Origin of the sequence: Arthrobacter gallicola (assembly GCF_014836775.1) — a bacterium.
In the GTDB taxonomy this organism is placed as follows: Bacteria; Actinomycetota; Actinomycetes; order Actinomycetales; family Micrococcaceae; genus Arthrobacter_B; species Arthrobacter_B gallicola.
Map to the genome: position 1 here is coordinate 65,627 of NZ_JACSQD010000001.1, position 24,898 is coordinate 90,524.

A 24,898-nucleotide genomic window follows, 5' to 3' on the forward strand; every position below is an offset into this window, starting at 1 on the left:
GCTCCGGTCCCTGAGGTTAGACGACAGTCAGCGTGATAACCGAGCCCTCGGGTGCGGTTCCGCTGGAGGGATCCTGGGCGCGGACGGTTCCGAAGAACCCGCCCAGGATCTCGTTCACCTGGACTTTGAAGCCCAGTTCCTCGAGTTCCCTCCGTGCCGTGTCGGCCTGCTTGCCGATGTAGCTGGGAACCTGGATCATCCTGGGTCCGTCCGAAATGGTCAGGGTGACGGCTGCGCCACGTTCCAGCAGCCCGCCCGCCGGACTCTGGGTTACGACGGCGCCCTTCGGCACATCCGTGCTGTTGACCCGGCTGGGCGCGATGGACGCTGTCAGCCCGGCGTCCTCCAGCGCCTTGACGGCCCTGTCCTCCGCCTGACCGACGACTGAGGGCACTTCCACCGGGGCCGGCCCCTTGGATACCGTCAGGTCCACCGGCGTCCCGCGGCGCAGCTCCGCATCAGCAGCGGGCACCTGGGCAATGACGCGGCCGGCAGGAACGCTCTCATTGAAGTCCTCCGTGACGCTGCCCGCGGCCAGGCCCGCGGCGGAAAGCTCCTCCTCAGCCGACTCCAGCGTGCGCTGGATGACGTTGGGGACGGAAAACAGCTCCGGTCCCTTCGATACCAGCAAAGTAACCGTCTGGAAGCGCCGGACCTGTTCGGGAGCGTTGGGGTCCGTCCCTATAGCGAGGCCGGCCGCAACAACTTCGTCATAGACCTCGTTCGTGGTGTACCGCAGTCCCTCATCACCCAGGCGGGCGGAAGCAGCCGCGGCGGGCGTATTCGACACTTCAGGGATGGATACCAGTGCCCCCGGGCCGGCGCCGAAGAACCAGCCGGCAAACGCCGCTGCCGCCACGAGGAGGAAGATCAGGAGCCCAACGAGCACGCCGCGCCGCCGCGGACTGCCCGGGCGCAGGGACACTTCGGGACGCTGGGCGTCCCTGCTGGACTGCTTCTGCTGTGCCTTGAAGTCCCTGCGGGCCTGCCGCCGGCCGGCCCGGCCGGAGACCGCCGGGTACCCGCCGTCGTCCATCTCGTCGTCGTAGTCCTGCTCGTCAGCCTGGGGCGGGAGCCCGGGCAGAACTGTCGTAGCATTCTCGGCCCGCTGGATGACTTCCGTGGCATGCGGCTCCGTACGGCCGATCACCTCGGTGGCGCCGCTGGGAGCTACGGGACGGACAACGGAGGTACGGGCGGTGAGGCTGTTGGGCTGTCCTGGACTTTCGGCCTGCGAATTTCCAGGCTGAGCCGCGTGTCCGGGCTGGGCCGGCGGAACTCCGGGGGAGTGGAAGTCCAGCTGGGCATCCGTGAGGGACGTGCGGATGTGCCGCAGTTCCCCCAGCAGCGCCCGGCCATCCACCGGGCGGTCCTCCGGATCCTGGGCCGTGCACCACTGCACCAGCTCATCAAGGTCCTGAGCCAGACCCGGGCATGCGGCGGAGGGCGCAGGCACGGTGGAGTGCACGTGCGCGAAGGCGACCTGAATGGGTACTTCGCCGGTGAAAGGCTGCACGCCGGTGAGCATCTCGTAAAGCATGATGCCGGCGGAGTAGATGTCGCTGCGCTCATCCGCCCCGGCACCGGTGACCAGCTCCGGTGCAAGGTAGGCCACCGTGCCCACCAGGGTTCCGGTATTGGTGCTGGTGGTGACCGCCCGGGCGAGGCCGAAATCGGCAATCTTGATGGCGCCGCTGCTGGCCAGCAGGACGTTCTCGGGTTTTACATCGCGGTGCACCAAACCTGCTTCATGGGCAGCCGCAAGGCCGTCAACCACGGCGTCCAGCATCGCCAGGGCAAGCCGGGGGGTGAGGCGACCGCGTTCGTTCAGGACGTCGCGCAGGGTGTGTCCGGGGACGTACTCCATGACCAGGTACGCCAGCGAATCCTCGATCCCCTGGTCCAGGACGCCGACGACGTGCGGATGGGACAGCCGGGCGGCGGACTTCGCTTCCCGTTCGAAGCGGTCCAGGAATCCGCGGTCCGCGGCGAGGTGGGGATAGAGAACCTTCAAAGCCACATCCCGGTCCAGCCGCGTGTCAGTGGCGAGGTAGACCGTGGACATTCCGCCGCGGGCAATACGGGAGCGCACCACGTAGCGGTTATCGACCAGCGTCTCAAGAAGTGGGTCATTCACGGGCTCATGCACCCTTTGATCCTATAAGCGGGAAAGGGCAGGAGGCGGATCGACACCCGATCCGCCTCCTGCCCTTTGTGCGTCCTGCGCTCAGAACGGTCCCTGCTGGGTCCTAAAAGGTTGCCCGGTGCGCCAGGACGTTGGCCACGTATGCCTCGGTATCCGGGTACATGCCCTGCGTCGTCACCGAGTACTGGCCCTGGTAGTAGGAGGCAATCGCAACTTCGAGACTGGGGCTGGTTCGGATCAGGGAACGGATGATCGCGACGCCGGCAGTAACGTTGTCCTGCGGGTCCAGCAGGTTCAGCTGACGGCCCACCAGGCCGGACGCCCATTCACCGGAGGACGGGATAACCTGCATGGTTCCGATGGCATTGGCGGGGGAGACTGCCCGCTGGTCGAAGCCGGACTCCTGGAAGGCGAAGGCCTGGGCCAGAGCCGGATCAACGCCCATGGCCAGGGCGGTTTCCGCCACCAGCTGCTGCATCTGGGCCCGGGTGGGAACCTCAACCGAGTTCAGGGCCTGCTTGTTGACATTCGCCCCGGCTACGACGTGCTGCGGGTACGTGTAGTGCAGGAAGGTGCTGGGCACCAGATCCGTTGGAGCCTCAGCTGCTGGAGCTGCCGGCGCTGCCGGAGTGGCCAGCGTGGTGATGGAGGAGGATGCTCCGGCAGCCGCGGAGTCCAGGGAAATTTCCTGGCCCGGGTGGATGATCGAGGTCATCGTCAGGCCGTTTGCCGCCAGGACGGACTCCAGGGAGACGTTGTGCGCGGCAGCAATGCTGCTGAGCGTGTCCCCCGGAACCACTGTGTAGGCGGATGAGGCAGCCGCAGCCTCGGGGGCCTTGGCGGTGCCGGTCAGCTGCAGTTCCTTGCCGGCGTAAATCACCGAGGTTGGCTGGAGGTTGTTGGCACGGAGGACTTCGTTCACGTCCAGGCCGTACTGGGCGGCGATGGAGCTGACAGTGTCCCCGGGAACAATGCGGTGCGTTGCGGGGACAGCAGATTCCGCGGCCACTGTGGCGGGCACCTGGGTGGCCAGCTGTGCGGCCGGGATGGTTGCACCGGCAGCAAGGTTCTTCTGCGCCTGCAGAGGGAGCTGCGGGAAGAGGGCCTTCGCCGGCACCTCCGGCTGGACGGCTTCAGCGGATTCCGCCAGGGCCATGGAGGACATCATCACGGCAGGAATCGCTGCTGTAGTGACGGCGACGCTCAACTTGCGGGGCATCCCCGCGGTCGCGGAACGCGGCCGGGGCTTGGGCTGCACGGGCATATGGGGTTCTGTCCTCATCTGTAAGCGGCGCGGCCTTTACCGCAGTCCGTGTGACAAAAAACAAGTAGTGATACGGGTGATGCACATGGGAATACTGTGACTTATGTGAATTTACACGAGAATGCATGGTCCGCAATACCCGAGTAGCAATAAATTGCTGCCCGGACGGCGGCTGTGCGGTGTCGACTGGCCCGCTCCGGTGCAGGCGTGGCAATCTTGGGAGGGTGAATGAACTTGAGGAACTGGTTTCCGACTGGCTAACCCTGCCCGACGTGGCTGAACAACTAGATATCTCCATCAGCAAGGTGCACAGCCTGCTGGAGGAGCGTGCGCTGCTGGCGCTCCGCCTGGGCGAGCGGAAGATCCGCAGCGTTCCAGCTGCCTTTATTAATGACGGCGCTATCCTGGACAGTCTCAAAGGGACGATTTCAGTACTAACCGATGCCGGCTTTAGCGACGAGGAAATGATCCGCTGGCTTTTCACAGCGGATGAAACCCTTCCCGGCCGTCCTGTCGACGCGCTGCTGGAAGGACGCAAAACGGAAATCCGGCGCCGCGCCCAGGCGCTGGCCTGGTAGCAGCCCTGGGCTAGGCAGTCCTGGTTACGGCCGCATGCGCCAATGACTCCAGAGCGGAGCGGGTCTGTTCATCCACTGCCATTTCGGCAAGGGTGCTGAACGCCTGCTCGGTATGTTCTGCGATCAGCGCTTCGGTCGTGGCCAGGGCGCCGCTGTCCTCAATCACCTGGCGAAGCGACGCCACGGCGTCGTCGTCAAGATCCGGGCGGCCGAGCCCGGCGGTGATTTCCCGTTTCGCTGCATCGGATCCGCCGCTGAGCGCGTAGGCAATCAGGACAGTTCGTTTGCCTTCGCGCAGGTCATCTCCGGCCGGCTTGCCGGTGACCGCGGGATCGCCAAAAACACCCAGCACATCGTCACGGAGCTGGAAAGCTTCCCCCAGCGGCAGGGAAAACGCGGAGTACGCTGCCAGCAGCTCATCACTGGCTCCGGCCAGGGCCCCGCCAATGGCAAGTGGATGCTCGATGCTGTATTTCGCTGACTTGTAGCGCAGGATATTGCGCGCCCGGACAACGGCCCGCTCCGGCTCATGCCCGGGACCAACAACCTCTTCCAGAATGTCCAGATACTGCCCGGCCATGACCTCGGTGCGCATCCGGTTGAACAGTGCGCGGGCCCGGGTGGCGTACCCGCTGCGTTCGCCGACAGAGGTGAAAGCCTCTTCGCTGAGGACCAGGCAAAGATCTCCGGCCAGAATCGCCGCGGAGGACCCAAAATGTGAGGCGTCGAGGAACCACTGAGCTTCGGCATGACGGTTGGCAAAGTGCCGGTGCACGCTGGGCGCGCCGCGGCGGGTATCGGAACGGTCGATGATGTCGTCATGAATCAGTGCTGCACTCTGGAAGAGCTCCAGGGCAACGCCGGAACGGACGGCAGGGGCACCCAGCGGTTCGCCGCCTGCGCCACGCCAGCCCCAGTAGTTCAGCAGCGCCCGCATCCGTTTTCCGCCCTTGGCCAAGGAATGCACGGCACCGAGCAAAGGAACCGATTCTTCGGAGACATCCTCCAGGACCTTCCGCTGCTGTCCCAGGAACTCTTCCAGATCGGCGGAAAGCTGCTTTCGGTAGGCGTCCTGTTCGTGGGAGACCGGGTCTGTGCCCGTTGCTGTGGGTGCCTCGGCCTGGCTCATGGCGGTGTCCTACTCTGCGGATTCAGGAAGCACGTTTGCTCCCACTGTATATACGGTCGAACCGTCGCGGCTCACCATGGAAACGTTTGCGGTTTCAGTCTCCGCTCCCGAGGTCCGGGCGAAGTCCTTGGTGCTGGTTGAATCCACGGCGTCGCCTTCCAGGGCAGCGAAGCCCTGGGCCTCGAAGTGCTGGGTATAGAAGGCTGCAATCTCTTCCGGCGCTGCGGGTGAGGAAGCGGTGAGGGACGCTGTCAGCAGCGTGCCGTCTTCAGCGAAGCTGGTGGCAGTAGGGGTGGAGCCCGCATACACCGGGACAAGCTTCTGCGGGAAGCCTTCGACGATCACCGGAGCAGGCGACGGCGAGGGCGACGGCGGTGCAGTTGACTCCGGGGAGGCAGGGGAGGACTGGGCAGCTGCGGGGGAGGAGGGCACGTCAGACGACGTATTTGTCCCGGAACCGCATCCGGCAACGGCCGCGAGCACGGCGGCGCTGCAGGCAGCCGCAAGTAGTTTCTTCTTCATTCGGACTCCGCATCGACGAAGGGTCAGGGCCTAGGACCAGTCTAGGCGAACGCCCCGAACCTCCCTGCGGCACCCCCGAGGAGGAACCAGAGTGCGGCTGGTGCTGTCACCGCCGCACTTTAGGATGAAGTAGTGGGAACAGAACCGGATGTTGTGGCGGAGAACCGCGACTGCGCCATTATGCATGTGGACATGGATGCCTTCTATGTCTCCGTGGAACTGCTGCGCCGGCCGGACCTCGCAGGCGCTCCGGTCATAGTTGGAGGTCTGGGCGGGCGCTCGGTGGTGCTGTCGGCATCCTATGAAGCCCGAAGGTACGGCGTTCGTTCGGCCATGCCCATGGCCACGGCCCGCCGGCTCTGTCCGCAGGCGGAGATCCTGGAACCCCACCAGGAGGTCTACCGCCAGGTCTCCGGCCGGCTGATGGGCATCTTCGATTCCATTACCCCGCTCGTGGAGCCCCTGAGTGTGGACGAGGCGTTTCTTGACGTCAGCGGTTCGCTGCGGCGCCTGGGGCCGCCCCGCGTCATAGGGGAGCTGATCCGCAGGCGCGTTTCAGCGGAACTGGGCATCACTGCCAGTGTGGGAATCGCCGCCACCAAGTTCGTGGCCAAGATCGCGTCAACCCGCTCCAAACCCGACGGACTGCTGCTCGTGCCGAAGGAAGACACGATCCGCTTCCTGCACACACTTGACGTCTCGGCGCTTTGGGGAGTGGGGGCGAAAACCCGTGAGGCCCTTGCCCGGGTGGGAATATCCACGGTGGCGGACGTCGCGAATACTCCGCCCGCAGTCCTGCAGCGGCTCCTGGGTGCAACGGGGCTGCATGTGTATGAACTTTCCTGGGGCAGGGATCCGCGGACGGTCACCCCGGTGCGCGTTGAAAAAAGCATTGGCGCAGAAGAGACTTTCATCCGGGACGTGGACCGGGATGAGGTTCTGGAGACAGAACTGCTGCGCCTCGCCCACCGCACGGCCTCACGCATGCGGGCCGCAGGACTGCAATGCAGATCGGTGGCTCTGAAGCTCCGCTACGAGGACTTCACCACTCTGACCCGGTCCAGAACCCTGGCCGAACCCGTTGACAGCGCACAGCTGCTCTATGAAGCGGTGCGGGGACTGCTGAAGGGGCTGGGGCGCAGGCCTATGAGTGTCCGCCTCGTTGGGCTGCGGGCGGAAAACCTGGAACCGGCCCAAGGTGCTGCCCAGCAGCTGACCCTGGATGGGCGCGACGATAACTGGCGGTCTGCGGAGGACGCCCTGGACCGGATAAACCGCAGGTTTGGGGACAGCGGAATCATGCCCGCACGGCTGCTGAAGCAGGAAAAACCCGGAACCCGGCCTGGAAGGGATAAGCAGGCTTAGACGTGGGTTTCCCCTGACCCAAATGCAACCTATCCTTGAAGTAGTGCAGATCAGCGTCGAGACCTCAGCGGGAACAACCGCCATGTCGGGTTCGTTGCTTGGTTTACAGGGCATATTTGGACCGCAAGGAGGCAGTGATGGCACTCTCAGAACACGAGCAGCGCTTGCTTGATCAGCTGGAGCAGCAATTGCACGCCGAAGACCCAAAGTTCGCCAATTCAATGGCGTCCTCGGGCGGCCGTGGAATGTCGACCCGGCGCATCGTCCTGGGCGCGCTCATGGCAGTGGCTGGCATCGCCGTCCTGATCCTGGGAATATCTCTCGAGAGCCCGTTCAACATCATCGTGGGGATCCTCGGCTTTATGATCATGGGAGCGGGGATGTACTACGCGACCACCAAGGGCAAGCCGAGCCAGGAGCGTGTTCCCGCAGGCAAGAAGGAACGTGAAGCCACTCCGCGGGGCTTTATGTCCAACCTCGAAAGCAAGTGGGATGAACGCAAGCGGGACCAGCCGTAGGCCCACCTGCCACCACTTTCCTCCCCAGCCATCCGCTGGACCCTGAAAAGACCCGCTTCGGCGGGTTTTTTCCGTTTAACCAGGTCCTTCGCTCCCCATATCCCTCCACCGGCCCCGCCCCGGAGCCATCCCGCGCCATTACTGGGATCCAGGGGTGCGCCGCGCCGGAAAACGTTATCGAATTGCGTTGACTGTGGAGTAAAGTGGAGTAAAGTGGAGCACGTAAGAGGGTAGGGGCAGCACAGGAGGGGTAGCACTCCCATATCGGACAGGCGGTGGCTGATGTTCCTCGGAACTCATTCGCCGCGGCTGGACGAAAAAGGGCGGCTCATCCTCCCCGCCAAATTCCGCGATGAACTGGCCGAAGGGCTTGTTCTGACCCGGGGCCAGGAACGCTGCATCTACGTCTTCAGCCAGAAGGAATTCGAAAAGGTCCACGAGCAGATGAGGCAGGCGCCGCTGTCATCACGCCAGGCCCGTGACTACATTCGCGTTTTTCTGTCCGGAGCCTCGGACGAAGTCCCGGACAAGCAGGGCCGGATCACCATCCCACCGGCTCTGCGTTCCTATGCGGGGCTTGGTCGTGAACTCGCCGTCATTGGTGCGGGCACACGGGCCGAGATCTGGGACGCCACAGCATGGCAGACCTACCTGGAAGAACAGGAGAACGCCTTCTCGGAGACCGATGAAGACGCGATCCCGGGCATTTTCTAGCCGGCCCGCCGGCACAGCAGGACAAGCAGGAAAACAAAAGTACAGGCACCAAACACAGGAAATCGGAATCCCGGCAGGATCTTGAACGAGATCTCCAGCCGCCCCGCGGACTGTTCACCTGGCTCACCTTCCCCGGAGCCAGGCGGGCAGCGTGAGGCGCGGATGGGGATCTGGTCCAAGAACCGCCGCACCGGAACAGCAGCGGAAGGAGAGACCAATGAGCGAAAACCGTCCCACCGAAGACCGGCACATCCCCGTCCTGCGGGACCGCTGCATCAACCTGCTCGCCCCGGGCATTGAGGCCGCAGAAGCGGCCGGCCGCACCGCCGTCGTTGTTGATGCGACTCTGGGCATGGGCGGACACACCGAGGCGATGCTGGAACGCTTCCCCAAACTGCACGTCATCGGGATCGACCGTGACCAGCAGGCTCTGGCCCTGGCCGGAGAGCGGCTCGCCGCCTATCAGGACCGGACAGACCTGGTCCACGCGGTTTACGACGAAGTCGGCGACGTTGTCCGGGACCTGGGGTTCGACTCCATTGACGGCGCCCTGTTTGATCTTGGCGTCTCCTCCATGCAGCTGGACGAACGTGAGCGCGGGTTCGCCTACTCCTACGACGCCCCGCTGGACATGCGAATGGACACCAGCCGCGGCCGTACCGCTGCGGACATCGTCAATACCTTCGACGAGGCCGAGCTGGTCTCGATCATCCGCCGCTGGGGCGAGGAAAAGTTCGCCGGACGGATCGCCTCAGCCATCGTGGCAGCACGGTCCAAAGCTCCCTTCACCACAACCGGCGAACTGGTCGAAGCCATCCGCTCCGTTGTGCCCGCCGCTGCGGCCCGCACCGGAGGGCACCCCGCCAAGCGGACCTTCCAGGCGCTGCGCATCGAGGTCAATGAGGAACTGGACGTCCTGGAACGCGCCATTCCCTCAGCCCTGTCAGTGCTGGGCGTCGGAGGGCGGATCGTCGTGATGTCCTACCACTCGCTGGAAGACCGCATCGTCAAAGACATTTTCGCCGCCGGGTCCCGGTCCTCGGCTCCCAAGGGCTTCCCCGTGGAGCTCGAAGAGCACAAGGCGCAGCTCAAGCGGCTGACCAAGGGCACCGAGGTCCCCACGGAGCAGGAGATAGCCGAGAACCCACGCGCGGCCTCGGCCAAACTGCGTGCAGTTGAACGGATTCGGGCAACCATGGACGGAGCACGGTCATGACCGAAGCGACACGGCGGCGCCGCCCGGCGGCAACACCGGGGGCGGTCCAGGGAAACCTGGCACGCAGCGTGCAGTGGGATTCCGCGGAGCCGCAGACGGCCGCCCCGCGCCGCCGGACACCGCTCTCCCTGGTGCCTGCCGCGTCCCGCAAGCGCCGGGTTCCGGTTGCTGCGCTGTGTTTCGCAGTCCTGGCCATCGGTCTGGCAGCGGTGCTGATCCTGAATATCTCGGTATCCAGCGGCCAGTATCAGCTGGTCCAGCTGCAGAATCAGCGCACCGAAATTTTGCAGAAGAATGAGGCGCTCACGCAGCAGGTGGAAAACCACCAGGCGCCCCAGGTCCTGGCCGCCGCAGCGGCTGAACTGGGCATGGTCGCGTCACCGTCCTTCGGTACGATCGACCTGCAGACCCTGGCCGTCACGGGTAATCCGGAGCCGGCCAAGGAAGGCACCAGGCCTGAAGCGCTCATTGGCCTGCCTCAGGTCCTGACGCAGCCGGTGACTCCGGCCCAGGCCCAGCCCGCGGAACCGGCTGAACCGGCGGAAAACGCACGGGCAGCAGAGGCAAAGGACAGCGTGCCCGCAGATGCCCCCGTCGTCACACCGGCGCCGGCCGCCCCCGAAGCGGATCTGAACGGCGGCACCATTCCTGCCCCCAGCCAGAGAAGCGGACAGTAACCAACCAGCACCCACGAGGACACGTTGTGGCAAAAGCAGGACAGACTCCGGCCCCGGAGGACCACAGGGTATCCCTCGTCTCCAGCCGGCTCCGCGCAGGACTGGTGATTGCGCTTGTCCTCCTTACCGTCCTTGGTGTGCGCCTGTTCCAGGTTCAGGGCCTGGACCCGGAGGGCAAAGCGGAAGCCGCCGTCGCGAACCGGCTGGTCACCACCACCGTTCCGGCCCTGCGCGGCGGGATCCTCGATGCCAACGGCAACTACCTCGCCCGCAGCGTGGAACGCTTCGACATTGTGGTGGACCAGCGCTTATCCCAGGACAAGGACGAGTACCCGCGACGCACGGCCGAAGGTGAGTGGGAGGACGTCACTTTCGATCAGGCTTTCGAGGAGCTCTCTGCCATCCTCGGACAGGACACGGCCACACTCCGCGGATCCATTCTGGGGGAGAAGGGCTTCAACTTCGTTGCAAAGACCGTGACCCCGGAAATCCGCGACAAGGTACTTGCCGTCAAATTCCCCGGTGTCTATGCAGACCGCACCACCCTGCGCACCTACCCCTCCGGCGCTGTCGCCGGTTCCATCGTCGGATTCCTCGGCACTGAGGGGGCGCAGGAGGGGCTGGAGCTGACACAGGACAGCATCCTGGCCGGTGAGGCCGGCAGCAAAACCTACGAAATCGGCGGCGACGGCATTCGGATTCCCTACGCCACCAACGAGGACGTCCCGGTGAAGGACGGCGACTCCATCAAACTCACGATTGATCAGGACCTGCAATGGTATGCCCAGCAGACCATTGCCGCCCAGACCAGGGAATATAACGCCGAATGGGGCAATGTGGTGGTCGTCGAGGTGGAGACGGGCAACGTCCTCGCCATGGCCGAGTCGACAACCGTTGATCCCAATAATCCCGGGGCCACGGAAGCGGACTCCCGGAAAGCGCGTTCGGTCACCGATTCCTTCGAACCCGGTTCCACCACCAAGGTCATCACCATGGCGGCGGCGATCGAGGAGGGGCTCATCACCCCGACCTCCCCGTTCCTGATCCAGTCGAACTACACCGTTGACGGACAGACGTTCAAAGACGCGTACGAGCACGGCACCCTGCAGATGACCGCGTCCGGCATCCTGGCCAATTCGCTGAACACCGGCACAGTCATGGTGGGGGAGCAGCTCAGCCCCCAGGAGCGGTATGACTGGATGCGGAAATTCGGCATCGGAACCGAGCTGGGCACCGGACTCAACGGCGAGACCTCCGGCCTGCTGGCAAAGCCGGAGCAGTGGGACAGCCGCCAGCAGTACACGGTTCTTTTTGGCCAGGGCCTGACCCAGACGGCGCTGCACACAGCCATGGTCTACCAGACAATCGCCAACGACGGCGTGCGGCTCCCGCCCCGGCTGGTGAACTCGACCATCGATGCGGACGGAGAAGAGCACGTCATCGACAACGGCGACGGTACCCGGGTGGTTTCGAAAAAGACCGCGGAAGAAGTCCAGCGGATGCTGGAAACCGTGACGGTCGAGGGATCCGGTTCCTCGGGCGCCCTGGAGAAATACCGTGTGGGAGCCAAAACAGGCACCGCGGAGGCACCCAGCCCCAACGGCGGATATGACGGTGTCACCGTCTCCTATGCTGGTATTGCACCTATGGACGATCCCAAGTACGTCGTCGTCGTGACCATTCAGCGCCCCAAAGGCGACCTCTACTATGTGGAACCAGGCAAGACCTTCCAGAAAGTCATGGAACAGGTCCTGACCACCCACAACGTTGCCCCCTCCACGGGGGAACCGGACATTTACCCCATCGAGTACTAAAGCTGGAGCAGTGCAGTGCCACATAGCAATGATCAGCGCGCCGGAAACGGTATGCGCCCCGAGCGGGTAATCCCCGTCACGCTGGGCGACGCCGCGGCAGCGCTGCCCCCTGGAGCTCCTGCCATCCAGGCAGCCCCAGGCACCGGCACGGACGGCTGGGAGACGGAACTGACGGGCGTCAGCATCAACTCCCGCCTGGTCCTTCCCGGTGACCTTTACCTCGCCCTTCCGGGTGCCCGCCACCACGGTGCCGTTTTCGCACGCGATGCGGCAGACGCGGGCGCAGCTGCGCTGCTCACGGATGCCGCAGGGCTCCAACAGCTCCCCGAGACCGGTCTGCCGGTCTTTACCGCTGAGGATATCCGGCGGCTCGTGGGGCCGCTGTCGGCTGCGGTTTTCAACAGCCAGCCGCGCGACGGCTCCGCGCCCGTGCTTTACGGTGTCACCGGCACGAACGGTAAAACCACCACCACGTACTTCATCAACTCGCTGCTGCAGGCGCTGGGGAAGTCCACCGGTCTGATCGGCACCATTGAAATCCTGGCCGGCGGCGAGTCGATTCCCAGTGTGCTGACGACGCCGGAATCGCCGCAGGTCCACGGACTGCTCGCACTGATGCGTGAGCGGGGCCTTGATGCCGCCGCCATGGAGGTCTCCTCCCACGCCATCTCCTACCGGCGGGTGGACGGGGTGGTCTTCGACGTGGCCGGGTTCACCAACCTCACCCAGGACCACCTGGACCTGCACGGGTCCATGGAGGAGTACTTCGAGGCCAAAGCCGCGCTGTTCCGGGCTAACCGGTGCAGGCGGGCCGTCGTGACGGTCGACGATTCCTGGGGCTCCCAGATGGCGGACGTCGCCGGAGAGCGCGGTGTCACGCTGTCGACCAGCGGAGATGCCACGGACGCCGACTGGCAGGTCCGGGACATCACCCGGGACGGGCTGGGGCACACTTTCGAGCTGCGTCCCGTGCAGGGGACACCGCTTCGGGTCCGGACCGGTCTGCCGGGGACCTTCAACGTCTCCAACGCCGCGCTGGCGCTTGCCATGGTCCTGGAATCCGGCACCGCCGTGGAGGAGGTCCAGCGCGCGCTGGATGAGCACGATCCCTTCACCGTTGAAGTGCCCGGACGCATGCAGCTGATCAGCGAGTCCCCGGCAGCAATCGTCGACTTCGCCCACAACCCCGATGCCCTCTCCCGCACGCTGGAATCGGTCCGCCGGCCCGGCGGCCGGGTCATCGTCGTGTTCGGCGCCACCGGGGAACGGGACCAGACCAAACGGCCGTTGATGGGGGCCATCGCGGCCCGGCTCGCCGACGTGGTAATTGTCACCGACGACGACCCGCACGACGAGGACGAAGCGGCCATCCGGGCCGACGTCCTGCGCGGAGCGCACAGCGAGCAGGCTGCCTCCGGACACAGCTGCACCATCATCGAGACCGCACCCCGTGCTGCGGCAATTGCGCGCGCCGTGGAGTTCGCCGGACCGCAGGACACCATCCTGGTGGCCGGGCGCGGCCACGAGGTCTGGCAGGAGGTCAAGGGCGTGAACCTGGCACTGGATGACCGGGTCGAACTGCGGGCCGCCTTGACACAGGCCGGATTCACGGTGCTTTCGGGCGACGGGGTAGAGTCCTAAATCGTCATGATTGAACTTAATGCAGCCGAAATTGCGGCAATCACGGGCGGCGCACTGGTGGGGGCAGCAGCTGCGGACCCGAATATTCCAGTGACCTCAGCCACTACGGACTCCCGCGAAGCGCACGAGCATACGCTGTTCATCGCCAAGCCGGGAGAAGTTTCCGACGGCCATCTCTTTGTCGGCCGGGCCTTCGAATCCGGGGCCTCACTGGCCCTGACGGAACGCCCGGTAAGCGACGACGGCGGCACGGTCTATCCGGGCATCGTCGTTCCCGACGCCGTGGCCGCCATGGGCGAGATCGCCGCGGAAATTGTCCGGCGGCTCCGGGCCGAAGGCCCGCTGACGGTCATCGGCATTACCGGTTCCGCCGGCAAGACCACCACCAAGGACCTTTTGGCCGGCATCCTGGCCCGCCACGGGCAGACCGTTGCCCCCATGGGCTCATACAACGGTGAAGTCGGGGTTCCGCTGACCATTTTCACCGCCGGTCACGGCACCCGCTACCTCGTGGTGGAAATGGGCGCCACCGGCATTGGACACATCTCCTACCTGGCGGACATGGTCCGCCCGGACATTGGTGTGGTCCTCTGCGTCGGCACCGCCCACGCCGGTGAGTTCGGCGGGGTCGAGAACATTGCCCGTGCCAAGGGCGAACTCGCCGAAGCCATTGCACCGGAGGGGACGGTCGTCCTGAACGGGGACGATATCCGCGTTGCTGCCATGGACAAGCGCACCACCGGCCAGGTCCTGCTCTTCACCTCCTCAGCCGATGAACTGCCCGGCGGGCACAAAACACTCCGCGCGGTCGACGCAGGCACCGATTCCCAGGGCCGGCCGGTTTTCACCCTCCGGTTCCCGGACGGCAGCGAACACCGGGTCGAATCCGGGCTGATCGGCGCGCATCACACAGCCAACCTGCTGGCAGCAGCCGGTGCGGCGTGGGCGGCCGGCATTGCTCCGGCGGACATCGCCGCAGGCCTTTCCGGGCAGAAAGCCGCCAGCCGCTGGCGGATGGAACGCACCGACCGGCCCGACGGCGTCACCGTGATCAACGATGCCTACAACGCCAACCCCGAATCCATGCGGGCGGCCCTGCGCACCCTTGCCGAACTCGGCAAAGGCCGCCGCACCTGGGCGGTGCTGGGGGAGATGCTCGAACTCGGAGCGGAATCCGTGACCGAACACGACTCGATTGGGCGCTACGCAGTGCGCCTGAACATTTCCAAACTCATCGTCGTCGGAACCGGAGCGCGGGCTCTGCACACGGGTGCCGTCATGGAAGGGTCCTGGGGCGATGAATCCCAGTTCGTCCAGACACCCGAAGAGGCCCAGGCCGTTCTCGAAGCGGGACTGGAACCCGGCGACATCGTTCTCTTTAAGTCTTCCAACGGAGCCGGTCTGCGGTTCCTTGGTGATCGGATTGCCTTGAATACCCCACTCGAAGGTCCAGCTGCCGCGGAGACTTCCGCTGATTCCTCCTCCCGGGGTGGACTGTGATGATTTCGCTGCTGATCGGCTGCTCGCTGGCGCTGGTCCTGGCCTTCGCGGGCACACCGCTCTTTATCCGCTTCCTCGTCCGGAAAGGCTACGGACAGTTTGTCCGCGACGACGGCCCGACGTCGCACCACACCAAGCGCGGCACCCCCACCATGGGCGGGGCAGTGATTGTCGCCTCCGTGGTGGCGTCTTACTTTGTCACGCACCTCATCAGCCACGCGATCAACCCGACCAGCTTCGGCCCGTCGGCGTCCGGACTCCTGGTGCTGTTCCTGATGGTCGGCATGGGGCTGGTCGGCTTCATCGACGACTACACCAAGATCTCCCGCCAGCGTTCCCTGGGGCTGAACGCCAAAGCGAAGATCACGCTGCAGGCCATCGTCGGTATCGTCTTTGCCGTACTGGCGCTGCGGTTCCCGGACGAGGGCGGACTGACCCCTGCCTCGACCAACATTTCCTTTGTCCGCGACACCGCCATCGACCTGGCGTTCGCGGGAACCATCATCGGCGCGATCCTCTTCATACTGTGGTCCAGCGTCATCATCACCGCCGCCACCAACGGGGTGAACCTTGCGGACGGGCTGGACGGCCTCGCAGCAGGTGCCTCCGTGCTGGTCTTCGGCGCCTACTTCCTGATCGGCATCTGGCAGTCCAACCAGAGCTGCCTGGGTGCTCCCGCGGATGCGGGGGTTTGCTATGAGGTCCGTGACCCGCTGGACCTCGCACTGCTCGCCGGTGCCATGGCCGGGGCACTGATCGGCTTCCTCTGGTGGAATACTTCCCCGGCGAAGATCTTCATGGGCGACACCGGTTCCCTGGCCATTGGCGGTGCCATTGCTGCCTTCGCAATCCTCTCCCGCACCGAACTGCTGCTGGTGATTCTGGCCGGCCTGTTCGTCATCATCTCCGCCTCAGTCATCATCCAGGTGGGGTACTTTAAGCTCAGCGGAGGCAAGCGCGTCTTCAAGATGGCACCGCTGCAGCACCACTTCGAACTCAAGGGCTGGGCAGAGGTCACCGTGGTGGTCCGTTTCTGGATCATTGGCGGACTGTGCGTCGCCCTGGCACTCGGGCTCTTCTACGCTGATTGGGTGGCTGGACAATGAGCACTCCTTACCTCGAGACCCCCCGCCTGGCTCCACTGACCACCTGGGATGCGGACTGGCGCGGACTGCGGGTGGTGGTGGCCGGCATCGGCCTCTCCGGATTCTCCGCCGCGGACACCCTGATTGAGCTCGGTGCCCGGGTGGTGGTGTTTGACGCACTTGACTCTGAAGAGAACCGCGGCAAGGCAGACACCCTGAGAATCGTCGGGGCTGCCGACGTGCTGCTCGGCCCGGAGCATGCCCTTTCGCTGCCGCTGGTGGAGGGGGAGCCGGCTGAGCTGGTCGTGACCTCCCCGGGCTTCAGCCCGTCCCATCCGGTGCTGGCCGAAGCCGCCGCCGCGGGCATCCCGATCTGGGGCGACGTGGAGCTGGCCTGGCGGGTGCGGATCCGCGAAGGCCGGCCCACCGCTCCCTGGCTGGCCATTACCGGCACCAACGGAAAGACCACCACGGTCTCCATGACGGAGAGCATGCTGCGGGCAGCCGGGCTGCGTGCCATTGCCGCCGGGAACGTGGGCACACCGATACTTGATGCCATCCGGGACCCGCAGGGCTGGGACGCGATCGCCGTCGAGCTTTCGAGCTTCCAGCTGCACTGGACCCACACCATGTCCCCGCTCGCCAGCGTGTGCCTGAACGTGGCAGAAGACCACGTGGACTGGCACGGCGGCTATGACGCCTACCTGGCGGACAAGGCCAAGGTTTACGAAAACACCCAGGTGGCGTGCGTCTACAACGCCGAGCAGGCCGAAACCGAACGCATGGTCGAGGAAGCTGAGGTTGTGGAAGGCTGCCGCGCCGTCGGTTTCACCACGGGGATGCCCGCCATCAGCATGGTCGGCATTGTCGAAGGGCTGCTGGTGGACCGGGCGTTCATCGAACAGCGCCGGAACTCCGCCGCCGAACTGGCTTCCCTCGACGACCTGGGGGATACCGCGCCGCGCCATATGGCAGCCAACGCCCTGGCAGCCGCAGCACTGGTCCGCGCCTTCGGTGTGGACCCGGTGGCCGTCCGCGACGGACTGCGCAACTATGCTCCCGGGGGCCACCGGATTGAACCGGTCGCAAAGCTCCACGACATCCTGTGGGTCAACGATTCCAAGGCCACCAACCCGCATGCCGCCGCCGCCTCCCTGGCAGCCTTCCGGCCCGTGGTGTGGATCGCCGGCGGGCTGTCCAAGGGCGTGCATTATGACGACCTGGTGCGCGCCCACGGCGACCGGCTCCGCGCCGTCGTCCTGATCGGGGCGGATTCCAGTGAGCTGCGCGGCGCTTTGGCCCGACACACCCCGGATGTTCCGGTAATCGAAGCGGCAGCAGCGGACACTGGAAGGGAAGGCCCACTCACGGGTGAAGAAGTCATGGCCAATGCAGTAGCGGCCGCGGCCGCCGTGGCGGAGGCCGGAGACACAGTGTTGATGGCGCCGGCATCGGCGTCCATGGACCAGTTCCGTTCCTACGCCCACCGGGGCGAGGCCTTCATCGAAGCTGTCCGCGGGTACGTGGAAGGACAGGCGCAGACCACCAAGGAGCCGTAGATGGTGACCACGCCCACGGGCAAGGCCCGGAAGCCGGCGGCGCGGAAACGCCCCGCGGCCCCAGCACCCCGGACCGCAGCCAAACCCGGACCCGGATCACCGGCCGGCAAGGCCTCACCCGCCCCGCAAACGCCAGCCCCGCGGCGCCGGCTCAAGGACCACTACCAGCGGTTTATGGTCCTGCTGGAAGGAAGCGGTGCCCAGGCGACCGGATCCAGCTACTACATGATCCTGGGGTCGGCTCTGGCGCTGACCGTCATCGGACTGATGATGGTGCTCTCTGCCTCCTCCGTGGAAGCGATCGCCGCGGCCGCAGGCTCCGGAGCCAATGTGGCCACCACCTTCGACCTGTTTATTAAGCAGCTCATCTTCGCTGCCATTGGTGTCGCAGCCATGCTGCTGCTGTCCAAGTTCGGTCCGCGCTTCTACCGCTTTATCGCCTGGTTTGCGCTGCTCGCCGCGGCTTTCCTGCTGGTCCTGGTGCTGATTATTGGTGAGGAGGTCAACGGCAACAAGAACTGGCTGACCTTCGGCCCGGTCACCGGGCAGCCGTCGGAGGCCGCGAAACTCGCCATGGCGATTTGGCTGGCCATGGTTCTTTCACGCAAAAAAGGCCTCATCGACCAGCCGGTGCATGCCCTCATTCCAGCGGTGCCCGGCGCCGGCATCCTGATCGCCCTGGTGATGGCCGGTCACGACCTCGGGACCGTGCTCATCATGGGCGCGATCATGCTCGCTGCTCTCTTTTTTGCCGGTGTGCGTCTGAAGCTCCTGGGCCTGCTGGCACTGGCGGCCGTGGTGGGCGGCCTGCTGATGTCCGCAGTCAGCGGAAACCGGACCAGCCGGATCAGCGCCTGGCTGCAGCTCGACTGTTCCGCCGGGCTCTGCGATCAGGCCAACGCCGGAATGTACGCCCTGGCCTCGGGAGGCTGGCTGGGAGTGGGCATCGGCCAGAGCCGGCAAAAGTGGACCTGGATTCCAGAGGCCCACAATGACTTCATCTTCGCGATCATCGGCGAGGAGTTCGGTCTGCTCGGCACCATGGTGGTGCTGGTGCTCTTCGGTATCCTTGCAGTGGCCACGGTCCGGGTGACCATGCGTCACACCCAGCCCTTCATCCGGATCGTCTGCGGCTGCATCCTGGTCTGGATCATCGGCCAGGCGTTTGTGAACATCGCGATGGTCACCGGCCTGTTCCCCGTGATCGGCGTACCGCTTCCGTTTATCTCCTACGGCGGCTCTTCGCTGACGTTCACCCTGGCCGCCGTCGGCGTGCTCTTGTCCTTTGCCCGCACTATCCCTGAAAGGGAACCCGCAGCTCCATGACGCAGTCCCCACTTTCCGTAGTTCTCGCCGGAGGCGGCACAGCCGGGCACATCAGCCCGCTCCTGGCCATTGCCGACGCCGTTAGGCAGTTGCGGCCGGACGCCCGCATCAAGGTGGTGGGTACGTCCTCCGGCATGGAGACCCGTCTGGTCCCGGCAGCCGGCTATGAGCTGGCCGTGATTGAGCGGGTACCGATGCCGCGCCGGCCCAGCGGCGACCTGGCCCGGCTTCCGGCCAGGCTTTCCCGCGCCGTCCGGCAGGCGGGGGAGATTCTCGACGAAGCCCAGGCCGACGTCGTGGTCGGGGTCGGAGGCTACGTCTCGACACCCGTCTACCTCGCGGCGCGGAAGCGGCGGATCCCCATCATCGTGCATGAGGCCAACGCCCGTCCCGGACTGGCCAACCGGGTGGGTGCGCGCAATGCCGACGTTGTGGGTGTTGCCTTCGAAGAGACAAAGCTGCCCGGCGCGCGCTGGGTAGGTATGCCCATGCGCCGGGAGATCTCCCAGCTGGACCGCGCTGCCGCCCGCGGCACTGCCCGCGCAGCCCTGGGACTGGATCCGGATCTGCCCACGCTGGTGGTCACCGGCGGTTCCTCCGGAGCGGCCAGCATCAACGCGGCCGTGACGGCGGCCCTGCCGGAGCTGTCCGCCGCAGGCATCCAAACCCTCCACGTCACCGGCCGGGGCAAAGCGGCCGCCGATGCCGAAGGCAAGGCACTGACCGCGCCGCTCTACCGCCAGGTGGAGTACGTCGACGGTATGGAACTGGCCTACGCGGCAGCTGACCTTTTGCTGGCCCGGTCCGGCGCCGGAACCGTCTGCGAGATTTCCGCCGTAGGACTGCCCGCAGTCCTGGTGCCGCTGCCGCACGGCAACGGTGAACAGGCGCTCAACGCCGCCGGACTGGTGGAGGCCGGAGGTGCCCTCCTGGTCCGTGACTCCCTCTTCACCCCTGAATGGATTACCCAGAACCTGATACCGCTGCTGAGCGACCGCGCAGCGCTGGAGACCATGGCCGCCGCGTCTGCCGCACGGGGCATCCGGGACGCTGATACACAGATGGCTGCGCTGATCCTGGAAGCAGCGGAACGGAAAGCAGCATGAACACGAGCAAATCTCCGGCACTGGGCCGCGTCCACTTCATCGGCCTCGGCGGTGCCGGAATGTCCGCCGTGGCCCGGGTTATGCTCGGCCGCGGCGTGCCGGTCTCCGGCTCCGATGCCAGGGACTCAGCCGGGCTGCGCGCCCTTGAATCCCTCGGCGCCAGGATCTCGGTGGGACACCACCCCGCCAACGTCAGCGACGTGGATACCGTGGTCATTTCCACGGCCATCCGCCCGGACAACCCGGAACTGGCTGCCGCCGAAACGGCGGGCCTGCGGATCATCCACCGGTCGGTGGCCCTCGCCGCGGCGATGGGGGACCAGGACCTGGTTGCCGTTGCGGGTACCCACGGCAAAACCACAACGACGGCGATGATCACCGTCCTGCTGCGGGAAGCGGGCCTGGACCCCTCCTTCGCCATCGGCGGGGACGTCGCGGCGCTGGGGGTGAACGCGGCAGCCGGTTCCGGTCGTGTCTTTGTGGCCGAAGCCGACGAGTCCGATGGTTCCTTCCTGAACTACTCACCGCAGATCACCGTGGTGACCAACGTCGAAGCTGACCACCTGGACCACTACGGGACGGCCGAAGCCGTCTTTGCATCTTTTGACAGGTTCGTTGAACTGCTGCCCGCTGACGGCCTACTCGTTGCGTGCGTGGATGATCCCGGGGTCCGGGACCTGCTGCAGCGGAACTCAGCCCCGCGGACCAGGACCTACGGTTACGGTCCGGAGGCGGATGTGCGGATCACGGACACCACTGCCGATGGTCGGACAAGCCTCAGCACCCTGCGTTTCTCCACCGGAGGCCGGGACCAGGAACAGCAGCTCCGGCTGCAGGTGCCCGGCCGGCACAACATCCTCAATGCCGCGGCCGCTTTTGCTGTGGCACTGGACCTGGGAATTGAGCCGCAGACCGCGGCGGACGGCCTGGCAGCGTTCACCGGTGCGGCACGGCGGTTCGAAGCCAAGGGAACCGCGCGGGGCATCCGCGTCTTTGACGACTACGCCCATCACCCCACCGAGGTTGCCGCTGCCCTGCAGGCCGCCCGCGCCGTGGCGGGGGAGCAGGCCGTCCATGTGCTGTTCCAGCCGCATCTGTTCAGCCGGACCCGGAACTTCGCCGCGGAGTTCGCGGCAGCGCTGGACCTGGCCGACTCGGTGACGGTACTGGAAATCTACCCCGCCCGCGAGGATCCCATTCCCGGCGTTTCCAGCAGCCTCATTACCGAAAAGCTGAGCACGCCGGGCGAGGTGGCACCGGATCCGGTTTCTGCGGTGCGTGCCATCGCGGACCGGGCTGTTGAAGGGGACATCGTCCTGACCGTCGGCGCCGGCGACGTCACCCAGTACGGGCCGGTCATCCTCGAGGCTCTTGCCGCAGCCGGCGACGGCCCGGAAAGCGGTGCCGATGGCAGGTAGGAAGCCCAGACAGCCTCCTGCCGGCGCGGGCGGAGAGCTCCGTCCGCGTCCAACTGCCCGCGAGGACAGGGGTGCAGGCGCCCCGGATCCGCGGAACGGACGTGCCGTGACCGGCCGTCCCGCGCCGGATGCGCCGAGCGCTGCGGGTTCAGCTGCGGGTTCGCCTGCCGGGCCCCGTTCTGCAGCGAACTCACCCAAGGTGCAGCTGCTGCCGGTCGAAGGCGCCCGGATCCATGAGCTCCGGCCCGGCACAGCGCGCGCGGCTGCTCCTGATGACATCCAGGCCGTCCGGGAGTGGGAACCGGCGCCTGTTCCTCCCGGACCGGGACGCGGCCGGGCCAGGACCACGGCAGCAGATAACCCGTCCGGATCCCGGGTGCGGGGCGCCGATGCCGATGCCCGTGCCGAAGCCAGCATCCTGGCCTTCCCCGAGCCCCCGGTACGGCGCCGGCGCAGGTACGTGCTGATTGGTGCCGGGATCACCGCCGTGCTGCTTGCCGCCCTGTTCGCCGTGCTGTTTTTCTCCCCGGCACTGGAGGTCAAAAACGTGCAGGTGCAGGGAAATTCGCTTTTGTCAGCGGAGGAAGCCGAAGCAGCCCTTGCCCCGCTGCTGGGCACGCCGCTGACCCTGATTTCCGATGCCGACGCCGGTGAACTGCTGGCAGGCCGCCCGGAGGTGGAGAACGTGAAGGTGGCGGCGGTTCCGCCCTCGGATCTGCTGGTAACCATCACGGAGCGGGTGCCGGTGGCCGTCCTGCAGAACGGCCGCGAGTTCCTGCTCATCGATGAGGACGGACGTCAGCTCAAGGCGGTGGGGGAGCGGGCGGCGGTGGCTCTGCCGCTGATCGACGGCGGCACTGAGGCAGTGAACAGCGAGGTCTTCTCCACGGTGACCGCGGTGCTCGCAGCCCTGCCCCAAAACGTGCTGGCACAGCTTGACCATGCCTCAGCGGAAACCCTGGACTCGGTTGAACTCAAACTGTCCAACGGCCAGACGGTTTTTTGGGGCAGCTCGGAAGCGAATGCAGCCAAAGCGAAGGCGCTTGAAGCCCTGCTGCTGGTTCCGGCTGCGGATCCGCCGGTGAAGGTGTTCGACGTGAGCACCCCCAACCGTCCGGTGACCCGGTGACCGGACAGCGCCCGGACATACCGGGGTAAGATTCTCACCGACACGCGCGGAACGGTAATTGCGGAAGCTAACGCAGCCCCATAGCGTCGTGGATAGAGCATTACTTGACATAACTATAACCCTCAAGTCGAGGGTTAAGGTTGTTCGGGTTGAAGGTTTTGGCTGGGGAAGTCCCGGCCGCATTGATCAGTTGCACAGATTCGAACAAGGGACACAGGACGTGGCAGCACCGCAGAATTACTTGGCCGTCATCAAGGTCGTCGGCATCGGCGGCGGTGGCGTGAATGCCGTTAACCGAATGATCGACGTCGGACTCCGCGGAGTGGAGTTCATTGCCATCAACACTGATGCGCAGGCTCTGCTGATGAGCGACGCCGACGTCAAGCTCGATGTTGGACGTGAACTGACCCGCGGCCTCGGCGCCGGAGCGGATCCTGAGGTTGGCCGGAAGGCAGCCGAGGACCACGCCGAGGAAATCGAAGAAGTGCTGCGCGGCGCGGACATGGTCTTCGTGACCGCAGGCGAAGGCGGCGGCACCGGTACCGGCGGGGCCCCCGTGGTGGCCCGGATTGCCCGTTCCCTGGGTGCCCTGACCATCGGTGTTGTGACCCGGCCCTTCACCTTCGAAGGCCGCCGCCGCTCCAACCAGGCAGAGTCCGGCATCGATACGCTGCGGGACGAGGTCGACACCCTGATCGTCATCCCGAACGACCGCCTCCTGTCCATCAGCGACCGCAACGTGTCCATGCTCGACGCGTTCCGCTCCGCTGATCAGGTGCTGCTTTCCGGTGTTCAGGGCATCACCGATCTGATCACCACGCCGGGCCTGATCAACCTCGACTTCGCCGACGTGAAGTCGGTGATGCAGGGTGCAGGTTCCGCACTCATGGGTATTGGCTCCGCGCGCGGCGAGGACCGTGCTGTGAAGGCCGCGGAGCTGGCAATAGCCTCTCCGCTGCTCGAAGCCTCCATCGACGGCGCCCACGGTGTCCTGCTCTCGATCCAGGGCGGTTCGGACCTCGGCCTGTTCGAGATCAACGAAGCAGCCCGCCTGGTCCAGGAAGTGGCGCACCCCGAAGCCAACATCATCTTCGGTGCCGTCATTGACGACGCCCTCGGTGACGAAGCGCGCGTCACGGTTATCGCCGCCGGTTTCGACCAGGTGGACGTCACCTCACAGCCGGCTGCGTCCAAGCCCGCCGAACCGCTGACTCCTCCGGCTGCCGCGGCAGCGGGAGTTGCCGGCGGAACCTCCGCGTGGGCCCAGCGCCCGCAGGTGAGCGACATCCCCGCCGACGCAGGTTTTGACATCGACCTTCCGGCCGTTGTTGAGCCGGACCTGAGTGCAGGCCGCCAGGACGACCTGGATGTGCCGGACTTCCTGAAGTAGAACCAAGTAGAACCAAGAAGAAACGCAGTACCTGCAGATCGGCGCGAGGTTGTCTCAGCGAATGTTTTGGTGGGAGGGGCACGGCCCCGGCGGCTTGAGGGTCGCCTTCACCGACACATCAGCGGGCAACCTCGCGCTGCATGTAGGCGATGATCCCGCAGCGGTGCACGCCCGGCGCCGCGCGCTCGAAGACCACATGGGGATCCGCCCGGACAGCCTTCGGTTTATGGAGCAGGTGCATTCCGCCGTCGTTGCCCCGGTTTCTGCCTCCGGGGCCGCGCAGCCGGACGTGCCGCCGGTGGCGGACGCCCTGCTCAGTACGGACGGGTCCACGCCCCTGGCGGTGATGGTGGCCGACTGCGTGCCGGTCATCCTCGCGGGAACCGGCAGGGACGGAGCTCCTGTAACCGCTGCCGCCCACGCCGGACGGGCCGGGCTGCTGGCCGGAATCCTCCCCAACACGGTGCGGGCCATGCGTGCTGCCGGTGCCGCCGAGCTTTCGGCGTGGATCGGCCCCAGCGTCTGCGGACGCTGCTACGAAGTCCCCGAGGCCATGCTGGCTGATGCCGCCCACCTTCCCGGGGCGGTGTCCCGGACCAGCTGGGGTACGCCGGCGCTGGATCTGCCGGCCGCAGCGCAGGCCCAGCTGGGTGACCTCGGTGTCGCTGCGATGCGGCTTCCCGGGTGCACCATGGAAGAGTCGGATCTCTTTTCACACCGGCGGGACGCTCCCACGGGCCGCTTCGCCGGACTGATCTGGCAGCCCCCGGCGACGTAACTGTCCTGGGCTCGACACCACGG

At 65.8% G+C, this 24,898-nt stretch carries 21 protein-coding genes; 17 read left to right on the forward strand and 4 right to left on the reverse strand.

Annotated features, from left to right (window positions below; genetic code table 11):
• Positions 1 to 16 precede the first annotated feature (16 nt).
• Both pknB and H9639_RS00320 read right to left on the reverse strand, forming a co-directional pair.
• Positions 17 to 2,137: a Stk1 family PASTA domain-containing Ser/Thr kinase gene (gene pknB / locus H9639_RS00315; RefSeq protein ID WP_318241926.1), complete on the reverse strand. Its 2,121-nt coding sequence runs from the start codon at positions 2,135 to 2,137 to the stop codon at positions 17 to 19.
• A 112-nt stretch (positions 2,138 to 2,249) separates the two neighbouring features.
• Positions 2,250 to 3,365, reverse strand: a complete 1,116-nt coding sequence (locus tag H9639_RS00320; RefSeq protein WP_191806179.1) for a LysM peptidoglycan-binding domain-containing protein — start codon at positions 3,363 to 3,365, stop codon at positions 2,250 to 2,252.
• A 269-nt stretch (positions 3,366 to 3,634) separates the two neighbouring features.
• Here H9639_RS00320 and H9639_RS00325 point away from each other — a divergent pair, with 269 nt between their 5' ends.
• Positions 3,635 to 3,988 (forward strand): Rv2175c family DNA-binding protein, encoded by a 354-nt coding sequence (locus H9639_RS00325; RefSeq protein WP_191806180.1) that lies wholly within the window; start codon positions 3,635 to 3,637, stop codon positions 3,986 to 3,988.
• A 10-nt stretch (positions 3,989 to 3,998) separates the two neighbouring features.
• On the opposite strand, the gene H9639_RS00330 is transcribed toward H9639_RS00325, so the two are convergent.
• Entirely contained in the window at positions 3,999 to 5,117 is a 1,119-nt protein-coding gene (locus H9639_RS00330) for a polyprenyl synthetase family protein (RefSeq protein WP_191806181.1), read from the reverse strand.
• 9 nt (positions 5,118 to 5,126) lie between these two features.
• Complete coding sequence (locus H9639_RS00335) at positions 5,127 to 5,639, reverse strand: hypothetical protein (protein WP_191806182.1); 513 nt, start codon at positions 5,637 to 5,639, stop codon at positions 5,127 to 5,129.
• Between the two features lie 132 nt (positions 5,640 to 5,771).
• On the opposite strand from H9639_RS00335, the gene dinB reads away from it, so the two are divergent.
• The 16 genes from dinB to H9639_RS00415 all read left to right on the forward strand — a co-directional run bounded on the left by dinB (position 5,772) and on the right by H9639_RS00415 (position 24,875).
• Positions 5,772 to 7,004 (forward strand): DNA polymerase IV, encoded by a 1,233-nt coding sequence (dinB, locus tag H9639_RS00340; RefSeq protein ID WP_318241927.1) that lies wholly within the window; start codon positions 5,772 to 5,774, stop codon positions 7,002 to 7,004.
• Positions 7,005 to 7,141: 137 nt separating this feature from the next.
• Complete coding sequence (locus tag H9639_RS00345) at positions 7,142 to 7,522, forward strand: DUF3040 domain-containing protein (protein ID WP_191806183.1); 381 nt, start codon at positions 7,142 to 7,144, stop codon at positions 7,520 to 7,522.
• 282 nt (positions 7,523 to 7,804) lie between these two features.
• A complete protein-coding gene (gene mraZ, locus H9639_RS00350; RefSeq protein WP_191806184.1) occupies positions 7,805 to 8,236 on the forward strand; it encodes a division/cell wall cluster transcriptional repressor MraZ in 432 nt (143 codons plus the stop codon).
• Between the two features lie 217 nt (positions 8,237 to 8,453).
• Positions 8,454 to 9,452 carry a 16S rRNA (cytosine(1402)-N(4))-methyltransferase RsmH gene (rsmH, locus tag H9639_RS00355; RefSeq protein ID WP_191806185.1) on the forward strand — a complete coding sequence of 333 codons (999 nt, stop codon included), beginning with the start codon at positions 8,454 to 8,456 and terminating at the stop codon, positions 9,450 to 9,452.
• Positions 9,449 to 10,129: a hypothetical protein gene (locus H9639_RS00360; RefSeq protein WP_191806186.1), complete on the forward strand. Its 681-nt coding sequence runs from the start codon at positions 9,449 to 9,451 to the stop codon at positions 10,127 to 10,129. The genes rsmH and H9639_RS00360 overlap by 4 nt, the downstream gene beginning before the upstream one ends.
• 26 nt (positions 10,130 to 10,155) lie before the next feature.
• The gene (locus H9639_RS00365; protein ID WP_318241928.1) at positions 10,156 to 11,943 is read left to right on the forward strand and encodes a peptidoglycan D,D-transpeptidase FtsI family protein; all 1,788 of its coding nucleotides are present in this window, start codon (positions 10,156 to 10,158) and stop codon (positions 11,941 to 11,943) included.
• A 51-nt stretch (positions 11,944 to 11,994) separates the two neighbouring features.
• Complete coding sequence (locus H9639_RS00370) at positions 11,995 to 13,584, forward strand: UDP-N-acetylmuramoyl-L-alanyl-D-glutamate--2,6-diaminopimelate ligase (protein ID WP_191806832.1); 1,590 nt, start codon at positions 11,995 to 11,997, stop codon at positions 13,582 to 13,584.
• Between the two features lie 6 nt (positions 13,585 to 13,590).
• Complete coding sequence (locus H9639_RS00375) at positions 13,591 to 15,084, forward strand: UDP-N-acetylmuramoyl-tripeptide--D-alanyl-D-alanine ligase (protein WP_191806187.1); 1,494 nt, start codon at positions 13,591 to 13,593, stop codon at positions 15,082 to 15,084.
• Positions 15,084 to 16,190 carry a phospho-N-acetylmuramoyl-pentapeptide-transferase gene (gene mraY, locus H9639_RS00380; protein ID WP_191806833.1) on the forward strand — a complete coding sequence of 369 codons (1,107 nt, stop codon included), beginning with the start codon at positions 15,084 to 15,086 and terminating at the stop codon, positions 16,188 to 16,190. Before H9639_RS00375 ends, mraY begins: the two co-directional genes overlap by 1 nt.
• A complete protein-coding gene (gene murD / locus H9639_RS00385; RefSeq protein WP_191806188.1) occupies positions 16,187 to 17,728 on the forward strand; it encodes a UDP-N-acetylmuramoyl-L-alanine--D-glutamate ligase in 1,542 nt (513 codons plus the stop codon). Before mraY ends, murD begins: the two co-directional genes overlap by 4 nt.
• Positions 17,729 to 19,054: a putative lipid II flippase FtsW gene (gene ftsW / locus H9639_RS00390; protein ID WP_191806189.1), complete on the forward strand. Its 1,326-nt coding sequence runs from the start codon at positions 17,729 to 17,731 to the stop codon at positions 19,052 to 19,054.
• The gene (murG, locus tag H9639_RS00395) at positions 19,051 to 20,160 is read left to right on the forward strand and encodes an undecaprenyldiphospho-muramoylpentapeptide beta-N-acetylglucosaminyltransferase (protein WP_191806190.1); all 1,110 of its coding nucleotides are present in this window, start codon (positions 19,051 to 19,053) and stop codon (positions 20,158 to 20,160) included. Before ftsW ends, murG begins: the two co-directional genes overlap by 4 nt.
• Complete coding sequence (gene murC / locus H9639_RS00400; protein WP_191806191.1) at positions 20,157 to 21,578, forward strand: UDP-N-acetylmuramate--L-alanine ligase; 1,422 nt, start codon at positions 20,157 to 20,159, stop codon at positions 21,576 to 21,578. Before murG ends, murC begins: the two co-directional genes overlap by 4 nt.
• 106 nt (positions 21,579 to 21,684) lie before the next feature.
• Complete coding sequence (locus tag H9639_RS00405) at positions 21,685 to 22,707, forward strand: cell division protein FtsQ/DivIB (protein ID WP_318241929.1); 1,023 nt, start codon at positions 21,685 to 21,687, stop codon at positions 22,705 to 22,707.
• A gap of 220 nt (positions 22,708 to 22,927) precedes the next feature.
• Entirely contained in the window at positions 22,928 to 24,097 is a 1,170-nt protein-coding gene (gene ftsZ / locus H9639_RS00410; protein WP_191806193.1) for a cell division protein FtsZ, read from the forward strand.
• 61 nt (positions 24,098 to 24,158) lie between these two features.
• The gene (locus H9639_RS00415; RefSeq protein WP_191806194.1) at positions 24,159 to 24,875 is read left to right on the forward strand and encodes a polyphenol oxidase family protein; all 717 of its coding nucleotides are present in this window, start codon (positions 24,159 to 24,161) and stop codon (positions 24,873 to 24,875) included.
• The last annotated feature ends 23 nt before the right edge of the window (positions 24,876 to 24,898 follow it).

Coding starts and splice junctions, on each gene's coding strand:
- H9639_RS00320 (WP_191806179.1), bottom strand. CDS start 3,365: ATGCCCCGCAAGTTGAGCGTCGCCGTCACTACAGCAGCGATTCCTGCC.
- H9639_RS00330 (WP_191806181.1), bottom strand. CDS start 5,117: ATGAGCCAGGCCGAGGCACCCACAGCAACGGGCACAGACCCGGTCTCC.
- H9639_RS00335 (WP_191806182.1), bottom strand. CDS start 5,639: ATGAAGAAGAAACTACTTGCGGCTGCCTGCAGCGCCGCCGTGCTCGCG.
- H9639_RS00345 (WP_191806183.1), top strand. CDS start 7,142: ATGGCACTCTCAGAACACGAGCAGCGCTTGCTTGATCAGCTGGAGCAG.
- mraZ (WP_191806184.1), top strand. CDS start 7,805: ATGTTCCTCGGAACTCATTCGCCGCGGCTGGACGAAAAAGGGCGGCTC.
- rsmH (WP_191806185.1), top strand. CDS start 8,454: ATGAGCGAAAACCGTCCCACCGAAGACCGGCACATCCCCGTCCTGCGG.
- H9639_RS00360 (WP_191806186.1), top strand. CDS start 9,449: ATGACCGAAGCGACACGGCGGCGCCGCCCGGCGGCAACACCGGGGGCG.
- H9639_RS00370 (WP_191806832.1), top strand. CDS start 11,995: ATGCGCCCCGAGCGGGTAATCCCCGTCACGCTGGGCGACGCCGCGGCA.
- H9639_RS00375 (WP_191806187.1), top strand. CDS start 13,591: ATGATTGAACTTAATGCAGCCGAAATTGCGGCAATCACGGGCGGCGCA.
- mraY (WP_191806833.1), top strand. CDS start 15,084: ATGATTTCGCTGCTGATCGGCTGCTCGCTGGCGCTGGTCCTGGCCTTC.
- murD (WP_191806188.1), top strand. CDS start 16,187: ATGAGCACTCCTTACCTCGAGACCCCCCGCCTGGCTCCACTGACCACC.
- ftsW (WP_191806189.1), top strand. CDS start 17,729: ATGGTGACCACGCCCACGGGCAAGGCCCGGAAGCCGGCGGCGCGGAAA.
- murG (WP_191806190.1), top strand. CDS start 19,051: ATGACGCAGTCCCCACTTTCCGTAGTTCTCGCCGGAGGCGGCACAGCC.
- murC (WP_191806191.1), top strand. CDS start 20,157: ATGAACACGAGCAAATCTCCGGCACTGGGCCGCGTCCACTTCATCGGC.
- H9639_RS00415 (WP_191806194.1), top strand. CDS start 24,159: ATGTTTTGGTGGGAGGGGCACGGCCCCGGCGGCTTGAGGGTCGCCTTC.